Here is a 12,978-nt window from a genome sequence, read left to right on the forward strand (position 1 = left end):
GATTAGGCTTTTATATGATTACGTCATATAAATATTTTTCCACACTTTTAATTGGCAAAAACAACTTTCTTAAATCTTTATATTCCTCATTTACTAAATCAACAATATCTCCATCCAAAATGCTAACAATCTGTTTTCCCAAACCCAAAACGTTCCACATTAGTAACTCTCGATGTAAATTTAAAACGTTTGTCCATCCACCGACAGGTACAATATGTATTAATTTGCTATTCTTTAAATGCTCCTGATTTAAAATTTTCTCTACCACTGTACGTGTTAATATATCTTCCACAAGCAATAAATAATCAAACCCATCATGGCTGTAAACATCCCTTATTAAATAACTGGGATAACAATTTGATTCAATTATTAATTGTCCGCTATTATTAGTCACCTTATACAGATTACTTGGCTTAATTTTTCTTATTACCTCGGGAGAGTGCGTGGTTAAAATAACAACTAAGTTTGCACTGTCTTTTATTAACTCTTTCAGTAAATCAAGTAATCTGCTTACCGCAATTGGATGAAGCGCTAATTCAATTTCGTCGATCAAGACAAGAATTTTTTTATTCGGCGGTAATGATTTTCTTACTATTGAATTATATACGAAATGTAGTAGAGAGATAAGTAGACATTCGCCCGAACTCATTCGGTATTGACTTATTAAAGTGGCCTTCACGCTATTGAAATACGGAGAATTAGACAAGCCTAATTTTTCAGTGATATATTTATTTCTTATGCGTTTAAGATTTGTATAATGAGAATAATCACCATGTAAGATGTAGCTTAACTTTTCCTTTATGTAAAGATCTGAATCTACAATATCCTTTTGTTGAATTTTACCAGTTGCTAAAAGGTTATCAATGGCTCTCGAATCGTTAAACCTGGTACCATAAAACAAGCTTTCTTCATACAAACCATTAAAACTTATGCTATTGGGGAAGATGTTTGACGACCACCAACCATCTTTTTCAGTCCATTTGTCGATTTTTCCATTATATTCAAATTCAATTGAAGAGGAAGAATCGTAATCTTCTTTCTTTAGAATGCTTAAATGATACCTTGAGATTAATTGAGCTAAAGCCAAGTATTGTGCTTTTTCCACATCCATTATTCCCAACAAAAGCATACACGCCGCTTTCTAATGGGATTTCTATTTTCGAATGCTCTATGTGTCTTATAGAGTTTAAACTCATTGTTAAAGTTTCCATGATTTGATTTAGGTGGATTATATTAGTATATATTTCTGATAGCCTTCAAGATAATATTATTTAGCTTACGTTATAAAAGTTTTGTCATTATTAATAAACGAACGCTTGGCGATATAAATCCTGATTAGTAACTAACGTTCATTAGCTGCATTTAGAGTGTGTGATTAAGTTGCGTTTTTTTACGGTGAATATATAATTGTTAAATTTGCAGTATAAATCTGCCCACCTATGCAGTACTTTAAAAAATTTCTGAACCGTATCCAAACATTTGATCTGCCCATCATCGAGGATGATATTCACATGGAATGGGGAGCGAACGAAAAGAAGCATGTTAAGGTTTATGATTTAACCTACCAAACTCAATACTATGATTCCTTTTCCTACAGGAGCGAATTAAGGGTGTTAAAGGATATGGCTTTTATTGACCTGATTGCGTTGGATAAAGAGCGCATTTAATAATTGATTATTAACCTGCAAGGGATTGTTTTACAAAAATTTGTAAATTTTTCAGTGGTTTAATAAAAACACAAAAAAGCCGACTATCAAATAGCCGGCTCTTTCAATAACTTAAAATCTTTTATTTCTTAGGCGAATAATTCTTCGGCTTCTTCACACTGAAATGTGATTTTCCGTTAGGGTTAATTTCGGGTGCGCCTACCATGCTCATGGCACAGCGGAAACCTACCTCGGCACTCGCCTCACCTTGGTCCATAAAACGGCGGGTTGCCGGGTTCATCCACATAGCCCTATCGTTCCATGACCCGCCTTTGTAAACCTTTGAGTGGTCATTAACCAGGGTGGTTATGCCATACAGGCTATTGTCGGTAGAATCGGCAAAACCTCTTTGATCGGCATTAAATGGCTTACCGCTTAATGCTGCGGTGGCTGCACCTGTGGGTACACCAGCTGGCGGTGCAATAGTAGTTGCAGGAGCGGCTTTTTGTCCTTGCTGCTGCGCTATAAACTCGTTCCAGGGCAGTTTCTTGTTTGATTTGGCTGCATCTTTAATGGGGCGGCCATATTTGTCTTTAGCGTAAATTCCTTTTTCAGGATCGGCCAAACGTTTATTGGTGTACTCGTTGCCACGGTAAGGGTTAAAATCTTCTACATCTTCAAAGCTCATTTGGCGGTAAACGTCGCTGGTCCACTCGTTTACGTTGCCAGCCATGTTATACAAGCCAAAATCGTTAGGTTCGTACGAACGTACAGGAGCGGTAATATCGGCCTTATCATTTAATGATCCGCCCACACCCATGTTGTCACCTGCGCCACGTTTAAAGTTGGCCAGTATCATACCACGGGTACGTTTTTTAGGCGAGCGTACGCCCATGCCGTTCCATGGGTAAATTTTACCGTCTTCAATGTTTTCAAACTCGGTATTGCCTGCTAAACCTAAGGCGGCATATTCCCACTCGGCCTCGGTAGGCAGGCGGTAAGCCGGTTTTAATATACCGTCTTCCATGCGCACAGTACGGGTTGCCTTACCGTTAGCGCCGGGTTTGGCGTTGGGGTTCAGGTCGGCCATCATTTTTTTACCGTCGAGGCCCTGGCCTTTATATTGGCCATTCAAATAAATATCGGTATCAAATGCTTCTTTGGTGCCAGCTACGGCAGGGGCTGCGCCCGGTGTTGCGCCATTCATATCTTTCCAGGCGGCCAGCTTGCCCGATTCGCGCAGCAAGTTTTCGTTGCTCTGGTTGGTACGGAAGGTACAGTAATCCTGAATCTGTTCCCAGGTTACACCTACAACCGGGTAATCCTGAAAGGCCGGATGCCTCAAATAATTATCTACATAAGGCTCATTGTACGATAAGGGGCGACGCCATACCAGGGTATCGGGCATGGCATTGTAATATAGCTCCCTGTCGCCGGTGTAATGAATGCTCAGGTAATGCAGGTATTCGAGCCAATCCTGGTTAGATACCTCAGTTTCATCCATATAAAACGAGCCTATGGTAACCCTGCGACGGGTATTATTATAATCGTAAGTAACGTCTTGATCGGCGCTTCCACCCAACACAAAAGTACCGCCCTCAATAGCTACCAGGCCTGGGCCGGGGGCAGGGTGGGTTTTTTGGAAACGCATGTAACCGCCATTGTATTTGTTATTGTAAACAATACCGGTTTTTTGCGACCGCATTGGTTTACTGCAACTGCCAAGCATCAATCCCACACAACCTAATAGTAAAGCAGATTTAGTAAAATGCTTAATCATGTTCTTTAAAAAATTAGAAAGTAAAACTACGAAATTCCTGTTAAAGGTATTATTTCAAAGTGATAAACATTAGGTTTTAAATCAGGCTTTTTTACGTTTAATAAAACTGTTTGGTTACACAAAAATAAAATTAGAGCGGTAATAACTTAATTTTAGTACTTTATAATAGTTATATGTAATTATCCGTAGTTTTTTAAGAAAATTTACAGCTAATTTGTAATAATGAAAATTTTTAAGTTTTGTGCTATTATTGGGGTATGTTACATGCTGCCGAGTATGCTATTGGCGCAGGGTACCGTAGGTAATACCGGTACTAATACCAATGGCAGTACTAATAACGGAATAGTTACGGCGGTACCTTTCCTAACCATATCGCCCGATTCGCGCTCGGGAGCAATGGGCGATGCCGGGGTGGCCCTTGCACCCGATGTGAACGCCAATTACTGGAACCCATCTAAACTGGCCTTTATTGAGGGACAGGATAATGCTTCCTTATCATACAGTCCGTGGTTGCGCAACCTGGTATCGGGCATTAACCTGGCTTATTTAAGTTATGCCCGCAAGCTGGACGAGCGGAATACAATAGGCCTTTCAATGCGTTACTTTAACCTGGGGAATATTCAGTTAATTGATGGAGGGCAAAACGACCAGGGTACTTACAGCCCAAATGAATTTTCTATCGACGGTTCATTTGCCCGTAAGTTCGGTCAAAACTTTTCATTGGGTTTAACCGCCCGTTATATTCACTCGGGCTTAACCAACGGCGCGGTAGTAAACGGTCAGCAAACCAAATCGGGCAATGCCATTGCGGCCGATGTATCTGCCTATTACACGATCCCTACACGCCAGTTCGGTAAAGACGCACAAATGTCGTTCGGGGCAAATTTTTCTAACTTAGGCACTAAAATGAGCTTTGCCAGTAACGGGCAGCAATATTTTTTACCGGCTAATTTCAGGATAGGCGCTGCCGATACCTGGTACCTGGACAATTCCAGCCAGTTTACACTAACGCTCGATTTGAATAAACTGATGGCCCCTACACCACCTATACGCGATGCCAACGGCAATGTGGTGAGTGGTTACGATGACGACCGCTCTATACCTGCCGGTATTTTTGGCTCCTTTGCCGATGCCCCCGGCGGTTTTAAAGAAGAACTGAAGGAAATAAGCTATGCCGCCGGTGCCGAATATGGCTATAACAAGCAGTTTTTTTTAAGAGCCGGGTACTTTTACGAAAACCCATCCAAGGGTAACCGCCAGTACGCCACCCTGGGTGCAGGCTTTAAGTACGATATTTTTAACCTCGATTTGGCTTACTTATTAGCTACCCAGCAAAAAAGTCCGCTGGCTAATACCTTGCGTTTTACGGTAAGTGCTAACTTTGGCGGTAAATAATGATGAGCAAGCTACGCGTAGGGTTTGGGTTTGATGTGCACCAACTAAAAGAAGGCCATCCGTTTGTAATGGGCGGTGTAACCCTGCCGCACCATGCCGGGGTCTTTGGCCATTCGGATGCCGATGTAATAGTACATGCCATTTGCGATGGCTTATTAGGCGCGGCCAACCTGCGCGACATCGGCTATCATTTTTCTAACACCGACGAACGCTGGCGCGGTATCAGCAGCCTCATCTTGCTGGAGCATGTGGTAGAACTCCTTAAAGAAAAAGGCTGGAGCATAGGCAACATCGATGCCATGATCTGTTTAGAAGCACCTAAAATAAACCCACATATACCGGCCATGAAAGCGCATATTGCCCAGGCAGCAGGTATTAGTGAAGAAGATATTTCTATTAAAGCCACCACCAACGAGCAAATGGGCTTTATAGGCCGTAAAGAAGGTGTGGTAGCTTACGCGGTTTGTTTAATTGAGAAGAACCCCTTCTAAATCTCCCCCGGGAGGGGAGACCTTAAAAAATGTTATTAATTAAGCCCTCCCTACTGAATAGGGCTCGGAGGGCTTACCTTCATTCTCGAAAACGGGTAACCATTACAACCCTTTCGTGGATTTTTGCGGTCGGCAATGGCTACGGCCTCGGCGGCGGCATCGGTTTTGGCATCGTACACGGTTAGGCAATAGCCCCAAAACCAGGGTGCCATACCGTTGAACTGCATCAGATCTATACGGGTGTATAATCCGCCTTCGCCTGGGTTTTTGACATCGTTGCGGGCAATAAGGTATTGCTCTTTTTTGTTCCACTTGATAATGTGGAAGCGGGTGCGTGGATGCTGGATCCATAAAGTATCGGTTATGGTATATTTGATGCCGTAATCGTCGGTGAAATTACCAGTGAATAAATTACTGGTGTCTGTATGCCTGGTAATTGCGTTTACTATCGGTAGGTGCACCGCATGATCCTTTGCCATAAAGGCTGATAGCAGGACAATAATAAAGCTGAGTATCTTCATAAGTCTGTTGTTTTAGTTGCTCTGCCTTTGATCTTCCATTTTTACGCTGCCCGTACGTTTCAAATTACCCCAGCCGCTATGCTGGCCTTTCACCGCCCTGCGTAACGATTTAAACAGGATATAGTACATCAACTGTCGCCATACAAAGCGCTGCGGAATAATATAGATCAGCTTTTTATAATCCTCTTTTTCCATTTTGAAGGCTATAATGGCTACCAACAAATCAATAAAGATAAAGGCCAGGTAAAAGGCAAAGATCTTTTCGGGGTGATCGCTAAAGAAACCTGCTATCATCATCAAATCGGCCAGGGGCGAAAACAATGGCAGTACAATTTGAAAAACCAGGATATTAGGCATACCTACCATCCCAAAAAACTTATACTTGCGGTTAAACAGCGCGTCGCGGTTTTTCCAGAAGCTTTGCATTACGCCAAAACTCCATCTAAAGCGCTGTTTAAGCAGCATCTCTATAGTTTCGGGAGCCTCCGTGTAGGCAATGGCTTCACCGGCGTTACGTACCACGTAGCCTTGCTTTAATATGCGCATGGTAAGGTCGCAATCCTCGGCCAGGGTATCGGTAGTGAAACCCCCAGCTTTAAATATGGCTTCTTTACGAAAAGCACCAATAGCACCCGGAACCACGGTGATACTGTTGATGAGATCAAATGCCCGGCGGTCCATGTTTTGGGCGGTAATGTACTCGATAGATTGCCAGCGGGTAATGATATTAGTTTCGTTACCTACCTTAACGGTACCGGCTACGGCACCAATTTCCTGGTCGGTAAAGTAAGCCATCATGTGTATAATGGCATCATCTTTTAGTAGAGTATCAGCATCAATACATACCACAAAATCGTGTTTGGCTTGCGCAATACCGAAGTTTAAGGCCGATGCCTTGCCTCCGTTTGGCTTGGTGAGCACCTTTACCAGTGGGTGGTTTTGGTAGGCTGAGTTAACTACTTCAAAAGTTTTGTCTTTCGATCCATCGTCTATAAACAGGATCTCCATTTGCGGGTACTCCAGTTTTAATAAACTTTGAATGGTGTTCATGGCCGTTACCTCCTCATTGTAAGCAGGCACAATGATGCTTACGGGCGGCAGGGTGCTCATGTTTACCTCATGATCGGGTGCTTTTTTATCGAGCGAAAACTGCCTTAAAGCCAGTATCCCAATTAAAATAATACGGCCTACAGCCAAAAATATAGCCGATAAAAACAGGTATAAAACAAACCAGTTACCATAAAATAAACCGGTGTTAAACATGTCGTAAAATGTGCCGGTAACCCCGCTGTTGGCGTCATCGGTTACGGGCGGCATGAGTTTATCTTTGCTGGTTTTTAGTACATCGGCAATGGTGGTGAACTCATATTTGTGTACTCCATCGTACGTATGGGTTTTAAAATACTGAATAATGCGCGGCAGGGCTTTAACGGTTTCTTCCCGGCTATCGCCACCGGCATCGTGCAGCAATATCATCGATCCGTTTTGTGCCTGTTTAATAGTGCGGGCTACTATACTGTCGGCTGTTACCCCAGGTTCCCAATCGTGCGGGTCAATAAACTCTCCAATATTGATGTAGTTTTCTTTACGGCTTTGCGCTACCGGGATAATTTCGGCCAGGGTTTGGGGCTCCGCATCGGCATTAAAAGGTGCACGAAACAATACCGTACTATGCCCGGTGACCGATTCGATAAGCTTACGGGTAGCATTCAGTTCCAGGCTTACACGCTGCAAACTAATTTCTGATATATCAGGGTGAAAAAAGGTATGGTTACCAATTTCGTAGCCCTCATCATATATGCGGCGCAAAATAGGGATATGTTTTTCCACCATTGATCCCACCACAAAAAACGAACCGGGTACTTTTTCTTTTTTCAGAATATCGAGTATGCGCGGTGTGTAGTTTGGGTCGGGGCCGTCATCAAATGTTAAAACCACTTTGCCTGGTGCATAACCGTAACGCCTGATCACATATTTGGTGGGTAGCTTAATGTATTTTTGATTGGTAAAGGTAAAGGTAACCGGGTCGAACTTTACATCAATTTCGCCAACCTTAGGTACAGATACCAGGTCCAGCACCTCGCCATCGCCGGCATAATCTATCCGGTTATTTAAACCTACCGTATTCATTTTTTTAATATCTATCCCGGTTTTGCGCAACGAATCGGTAGATAGGTTCTTTTGAAAGAACGACCATAGCCGCGGATCTTCGGAACCTAAGCGCCACAAGGCCACACCGCCGGTAGCCCAATCATCGGCCATACGGATGATGTTAAAATTAGTAGCCGCATCGGCAAAGTACACTTGGTGTTTAATACTATCGGTGCCTTTATAGCTAAAGCTCAAATTGGCCGACTCGGGGTTGAATGTAATAGGTGCTTTATGTTCTTGCGCGGTACTTACAGCCTGCTGGTAACCAACCGATTGCCCAAGGTTGTTCTCCGGCCAGTCGAACCCGCCGCCTGCCACCGTTAGGATGATCTTTTCGCTCGGCACCTGCTCGCAAACCTTATCCAGTATCTCTTCTACCCAATGCTGGTGCGAAACATCGCCTGCGTTACTGCCATCATTGTGCTGGTCAATGGCCATAATAAACAGGTAATCGTTCACCTTTTGAAGGTACTTCAGGTCAAACTCGTCATCTTCGGGCAGTACATTTTGCGTTACTAAAAATCCCCTGGCGTGCAGCGTGTTATATAATTCCTGCTGAAATGCTTTATAAGGTGCTTTGTTGCGCGCCCTAATATCGTCGAAATTTAAGTTCAGTCCCCGTAAATTGTATTTGGTTAAGTTGTAAGCAATATTATTAATAAAGCCGGTGCGTAGTTTTTTATTATTAATTATGCGTTTTACATCAATGGTGTCAAATTCACCGGTGGTATTACTTTTATTAATGTAGTTGGTGAGCGATATAATAATGGGTTTTTTATACCGTTTGTTCAAATTGGTTAAACCGGTATCCAGCCTTACGGTAATGGTATCTTTACCGGGTGTTATGGCAAAGCCTTCGCTCACTATCATGTCGAGTTTGCCAATATGATCTAACAGCGAGTAATAGGCCTGTGGCTCCCAGGCATGGTAAAAGCCGGCGTTAATGCGGTATTTGTTATTGGGATGTTTAAGCTGGTGCAAGCGCAAAGCTCTTTTGGTTTCCTCTATTTTAGCCTTTTGAATGGTAAAATCACGGTATTTGGTGGTGCGTTTAAGCCGGTTAAGTTCGGCAATGGTCAGCTTTTTTTGGGTAGGTATTAAATTAGGAAGATCGGGGTATTGCTTGGATGTTACGGTAATGGCAGCGCCTACTAAACCGCATATTAAAAAAACTACTAAAAGGCGGCTAAGCCATTTAAAACTATTCCAACGTTTAGGGTTATCAGCTTGAAAAATTTGTTTTTGGGCCATTAAAGGTTAGTAAGTTCTGCAATGCAAAACTAACGCTTTTATGCCAAATGTGGTATTGCAAACACCATCAGAGATTATGCGCGGGGCTTACCGGGTTCTATATCGGAAAAATCGACCCCGCATTTACAGTTAGAGCCGCAACCTTTTTTAACATACAGGCTTTTGTACACCAGGCGGCCTACGTAAAAAACCGCAGCGGCAAAAAGCAATACAATAGCTATAGTTTGAAAAATCATGACGCAAAAATAGGGATTGTTATATAATAACAAGGTAAAAAAAGCCCCTCCCAACCCTCCCCGGGAGTAACCCCTCTAAATCTCCCCCGGGAGGGGAGATTTTTAATGAGCTTGTTTATTTAAAGCCCTCCCTCCCGGGGAGGGTTGGGGAGGGGCTGCATCAGCGCCGTAGTGCCGCCCACCCAGTCAAAATCTTTATTATACCGCACGCCAATCATTTTACCACGACTTAAACGGGCCAGGTTAATAGCCATGGTTGGCTTGGCATCGCCATCGGGCCATAAATACAAAAGCCTGATCTCGGCTTTAACGCCGTCATCGGGGGCCTGTATCACGGGTTCGTAGTTAACCTTTTCCTGCAATATCCAGTTTTCGGGATCGGTAATGACTCCTAAATCGGCCGGGGTAACATCAATAATAACGCCCTGGCCGGCAAAGGAGAAAAGCGGTTTTAAAACATAATTTTCCAAATCGGCGGGTATGCTTTCCAATTCATGCAAAAAGTAGGTTTTGGGGATAGCGTCGCCCTTTAAAAACGGCATAGTGAACTTACTGATACGGTAAAACCAGTTAGGGTGCGATACCCACTCTACATCAAGCGGCTGCCTAACATCTACCCGGTTGTCAAACGGGTTGCCATCAGTATCAATTTCATTAAATATCAGCCGGTTGTAAATACGTTTAATCAAATGTTCTTCGCCGTTTACCTCGTAAAACAACTGGTTGCCTTTCTGCTTCAATTCATCTAACCCAACTATGGGTGTACCCAGGTATTGTTGGGTCACAAAAAAATCGATTGCTGTTTTTTGCTCGGTGGCGTTCACATCCATAATAACCACCTCGTGAGGCTGGTAAGGGCCAAGAATGGTTTTTTTAAGCAGATCAATATAACTGGCCTTATCCATGCCGCCATAGTAACCGGTCCAGCTTTCATCAATGTTATATACGCTGCGATATACATCCGCTAATAAGGACTGAAATGCATACAGCGATGGAAAGCCCTGCAACTCTATCAGCTTAGGTACAATGTTACCGGCTTCATCTTTACAAACGCCAAAATCGAGCGCAATACAGTGCGGATGATCGTTCTCTTTAGGCACACGCCATTTAGCAGGAATGGCACGTTCGGTAAGTTCTTTAAAGTCGGGCTGCAAAATAGTTTGCACAATATTGTTACCCGCTTGTATCAAGCGGTCGCAAAAACCAGCTGTTAAAAAGATAGGTGTTTCGGCCAAGCGAAAGGCAGTTTCTTTAGGCTGACCGGCGTTAAGCTCTTTTAGAAATTGAGCGTATTTTTCGGTAGTGAAGTTAGCGTTGAAGGTTTGGCGTGCTGATGGTTCCATTGGTGGTGGTACTTCTGTTATAAAAAACTACTATGTCATTGCCACGCTATTGCTCGTAATGACATGAAAGCTATAAAGCCGCCGCTCGGCTCCAGCCGAGTGGCAACTATTTCTCGGCCTCGGGCCGACACTTTACAGGCTCAAACTAAGAGCTCGGCGGCCGGCGACCGAATAATATGCTCACTCGGCTGGAGCCGAACGAGAGCGATACTAATCTCTTGCATCTATTAACTGCAAACTCAAAATTGCCTCCTTTAAAAAGTTAGGAATGATGGTGTTTTGCGTATGCATGATCTTGTCCGGGTCTTCCAGATGTTCTATCATGTCGTAGTACTTTTGCTCACCGTGCTCATCAATTACTTCTTTCTTCTTTTCGTCGGTTATTAAATAGGCTTTCATACCTATGGCATCGGCCTCGGGGTGAAATTGGGTGCCTACAAAATAGGGGTTGAAACGAATGGCCATCAGTGCGCGGGGCAAATCTATGTACGGGCGTTCTTTTTCTATTGCGATCAGCGTGGCGCCGGTAGCTTTAAACTGGTTCTCATCGGGATTAACTACTTGCCACGAGCGAGAATCGACCGTGTAAAAGGGTTCTTGCAGGCCTTCAAAAATGGGTTCCTGGTGACCACTGGGAGTCAAATGCACAGGCAGCGGACCAAATGATGGCGAACGGCGAAGATTTACTTCGCCCAAACGCATTCTCCGGCACATGAGCTGAAACGAATGGCACACAAAAAAGACGTGTTTTTTAGCACCATCGGTTGTATGGTTGTGCTCGTCTATCCGGTCTATCAAATTAAAATAGTTGTTTTCCCAGTCCGTATCTTCACTATCTATCGGGCTGCCCGGACCGCCGCTCGATAGGTATATATCAAAATCGGTACCCGGCACATGGTTGCTTTTACGGACGTCAAAAACCCGGTAGCTTAAATTTAAGCCGTTAGTGGTTTTATAACGCTCTAATATATCCTGAAAGCAACGCATACCCTGATTGGCTATTCCGTCGTACAGATCTAATATGGCTACTTTTATTTCCTGTTTATCTGTCATTATCTATCTGCTCAAATCCCTTTTAATGTTTGCGAGGTGATGAAATCTACCACATCTATCAAACTGTTCTTTTGATTGTAAACGGCTAACTGTCGGTCGGCCCCGGTGCCGTGTTCCAGTATCTGGTGAATGTATTTCAGATCCTCGCGGCAACCTAAATCATCTACTACATCATCCACAAAATCTAATAACTCTAAAATAAGCGCCCTGGTATTTACTTCCTGCTGTTTTCCAAAATCTATCAGTTTGCCATCGATACCATAACGGGCGGCGCGCCATTTGTTTTCGTTGATTAGGGCACGAGGGTAGGTAATAAACTTCATGTTTTGCTGACGAAGCTTGTACAGCTTGGCACAAAGGGCCTGGAAAATGGCGGTAAAAGCAATGGTTTCGTCTACCAGCATAGGGCAATCGCAAATTCGGAACTCTATGGTTTCGTAAAACGGATGTACGCGAATATCCCACCAGATCTTTTTGGCATTATCAATACAATTAGTTTTCACCAGCAGCTTAATGTAATTATCATACTCCTCAATGCTGCTAAAGGCATCAGGGATACCTGTACGCGGAAACTTATCGAACACCTTGGTGCGAAACGATTTATAACCCGTATTACGGCCTTCCCAAAACGGTGAATTGGCGCTCATGGCAAACACGTGCGGTAAAAAGTAGCGTACCTGGTTGGCAATATGTATAGCCATTTCGCGCGACTGGATGCCCACATGCACATGCAACCCGAAGATAAGGTTAGAGCGTGCGGCATCTTGCAGTTCGTCTACAATTTCGTCATACCTTGGGTGCTCAGTTATTAATTGATGTGCCCATTGCGAAAACGGGTGCGTACCAGCGGCGCCAATGCGCAGGCCCATATCACCGGCTAACTGGGCCACGGTAAGGCGTAATTTACCCACCTCTTTACGAGCCTCCTCGGTGTTACGGCAAATGTGGGTGCCTACCTCTACCACGGCCTGGTGCATTTCGGCCTTCACCTGGTCTTCGTGAATACGCTGTGCGCCATCCACAATTTTTTGCTCATGCGATTTCAACTCCCGGGTAACCGGGTCTATCACCATAAACTCTTCTTCAACCCCAATGGTAAACTCGTTCATCG

The 12,978-nt window shown here is 43.8% G+C and carries 12 protein-coding genes; 3 read left to right on the top strand and 9 right to left on the bottom strand.

The genetic code is table 11. From position 1 onward, the window contains the following. Positions 1-10: 10 nt before the first annotated feature. Both ACFQ3S_RS11325 and ACFQ3S_RS11330 read right to left on the bottom strand, forming a co-directional pair. Complete coding sequence (locus tag ACFQ3S_RS11325) at positions 11-1,105, bottom strand: AAA family ATPase (protein WP_377164409.1); 1,095 nt, start codon at positions 1,103-1,105, stop codon at positions 11-13. Further along, positions 1,008-1,211 carry an AAA family ATPase gene (locus ACFQ3S_RS11330; RefSeq protein WP_377164411.1) on the bottom strand — a complete coding sequence of 68 codons (204 nt, stop codon included), beginning with the start codon at positions 1,209-1,211 and terminating at the stop codon, positions 1,008-1,010. Before ACFQ3S_RS11330 ends, ACFQ3S_RS11325 begins: the two co-directional genes overlap by 98 nt. 228 nt (positions 1,212-1,439) lie before the next feature. On the opposite strand from ACFQ3S_RS11330, the gene ACFQ3S_RS11335 reads away from it, so the two are divergent. Then, positions 1,440-1,667 (top strand): hypothetical protein, encoded by a 228-nt coding sequence (locus ACFQ3S_RS11335; protein ID WP_377164413.1) that lies wholly within the window; start codon positions 1,440-1,442, stop codon positions 1,665-1,667. 121 nt (positions 1,668-1,788) lie between these two features. On the opposite strand, the gene ACFQ3S_RS11340 is transcribed toward ACFQ3S_RS11335, so the two are convergent. Beyond that, complete coding sequence (locus ACFQ3S_RS11340) at positions 1,789-3,426, bottom strand: SUMF1/EgtB/PvdO family nonheme iron enzyme (RefSeq protein ID WP_377164415.1); 1,638 nt, start codon at positions 3,424-3,426, stop codon at positions 1,789-1,791. Positions 3,427-3,648: 222 nt separating this feature from the next. Here ACFQ3S_RS11340 and porV point away from each other — a divergent pair, with 222 nt between their 5' ends. Together porV and ispF are read left to right on the top strand one after the other, a co-directional pair. Then, complete coding sequence (gene porV, locus ACFQ3S_RS11345; RefSeq protein WP_377164417.1) at positions 3,649-4,821, top strand: type IX secretion system outer membrane channel protein PorV; 1,173 nt, start codon at positions 3,649-3,651, stop codon at positions 4,819-4,821. After that, positions 4,821-5,312, top strand: a complete 492-nt coding sequence (ispF, locus tag ACFQ3S_RS11350; protein ID WP_377164419.1) for a 2-C-methyl-D-erythritol 2,4-cyclodiphosphate synthase — start codon at positions 4,821-4,823, stop codon at positions 5,310-5,312. Before porV ends, ispF begins: the two co-directional genes overlap by 1 nt. A 50-nt stretch (positions 5,313-5,362) precedes the next feature. On the opposite strand, the gene ACFQ3S_RS11355 is transcribed toward ispF, so the two are convergent. From ACFQ3S_RS11355 to ACFQ3S_RS11380, 6 genes are all read right to left on the bottom strand, one after another. Further along, positions 5,363-5,833, bottom strand: coding sequence for a hypothetical protein (locus ACFQ3S_RS11355; RefSeq protein WP_377164421.1), 471 nt, complete (start codon positions 5,831-5,833; stop codon positions 5,363-5,365). Positions 5,834-5,845: 12 nt separating this feature from the next. Next, complete coding sequence (locus tag ACFQ3S_RS11360) at positions 5,846-9,235, bottom strand: glycosyltransferase (protein ID WP_377164423.1); 3,390 nt, start codon at positions 9,233-9,235, stop codon at positions 5,846-5,848. A gap of 74 nt (positions 9,236-9,309) precedes the next feature. Continuing rightward, on the bottom strand, positions 9,310-9,471 hold the full coding sequence (locus ACFQ3S_RS11365; protein ID WP_377164425.1) for a FeoB-associated Cys-rich membrane protein: 162 nt from the start codon (positions 9,469-9,471) through the stop codon (positions 9,310-9,312). Positions 9,472-9,590: 119 nt separating this feature from the next. Next, positions 9,591-10,814, bottom strand: coding sequence for a hypothetical protein (locus tag ACFQ3S_RS11370; protein WP_377164427.1), 1,224 nt, complete (start codon positions 10,812-10,814; stop codon positions 9,591-9,593). A 210-nt stretch (positions 10,815-11,024) separates the two neighbouring features. Then, entirely contained in the window at positions 11,025-11,867 is an 843-nt protein-coding gene (locus tag ACFQ3S_RS11375) for a type 1 glutamine amidotransferase (RefSeq protein ID WP_377164429.1), read from the bottom strand. Between the two features lie 11 nt (positions 11,868-11,878). Further along, a complete protein-coding gene (locus tag ACFQ3S_RS11380; protein ID WP_377164431.1) occupies positions 11,879-12,976 on the bottom strand; it encodes a carboxylate-amine ligase in 1,098 nt (365 codons plus the stop codon). Positions 12,977-12,978 lie beyond the last annotated feature (2 nt).

It is taken from the genome of Mucilaginibacter terrae (genome assembly GCF_042679325.1).
GTDB classification, from domain to species: domain Bacteria; phylum Bacteroidota; class Bacteroidia; order Sphingobacteriales; family Sphingobacteriaceae; genus Mucilaginibacter; species Mucilaginibacter terrae.

Excerpts from the sequence above, each read along its gene's own strand:
- porV (WP_377164417.1), top strand. The coding sequence starts at position 3,649 with ATGAAAATTTTTAAGTTTTGTGCTATTATTGGGGTATGTTACATGCTG.
- ispF (WP_377164419.1), top strand. The coding sequence starts at position 4,821 with ATGATGAGCAAGCTACGCGTAGGGTTTGGGTTTGATGTGCACCAACTA.
- ACFQ3S_RS11380 (WP_377164431.1), bottom strand. The coding sequence starts at position 12,976 with ATGAACGAGTTTACCATTGGGGTTGAAGAAGAGTTTATGGTGATAGAC.
- ACFQ3S_RS11330 (WP_377164411.1), bottom strand. The coding sequence starts at position 1,211 with ATGGAAACTTTAACAATGAGTTTAAACTCTATAAGACACATAGAGCAT.
- ACFQ3S_RS11340 (WP_377164415.1), bottom strand. The coding sequence starts at position 3,426 with ATGATTAAGCATTTTACTAAATCTGCTTTACTATTAGGTTGTGTGGGA.
- ACFQ3S_RS11370 (WP_377164427.1), bottom strand. The coding sequence starts at position 10,814 with ATGGAACCATCAGCACGCCAAACCTTCAACGCTAACTTCACTACCGAA.
- ACFQ3S_RS11360 (WP_377164423.1), bottom strand. The coding sequence starts at position 9,235 with ATGGCCCAAAAACAAATTTTTCAAGCTGATAACCCTAAACGTTGGAAT.
- ACFQ3S_RS11355 (WP_377164421.1), bottom strand. The coding sequence starts at position 5,833 with ATGAAGATACTCAGCTTTATTATTGTCCTGCTATCAGCCTTTATGGCA.
- ACFQ3S_RS11375 (WP_377164429.1), bottom strand. The coding sequence starts at position 11,867 with ATGACAGATAAACAGGAAATAAAAGTAGCCATATTAGATCTGTACGAC.
- ACFQ3S_RS11335 (WP_377164413.1), top strand. The coding sequence starts at position 1,440 with ATGCAGTACTTTAAAAAATTTCTGAACCGTATCCAAACATTTGATCTG.
- ACFQ3S_RS11365 (WP_377164425.1), bottom strand. The coding sequence starts at position 9,471 with ATGATTTTTCAAACTATAGCTATTGTATTGCTTTTTGCCGCTGCGGTT.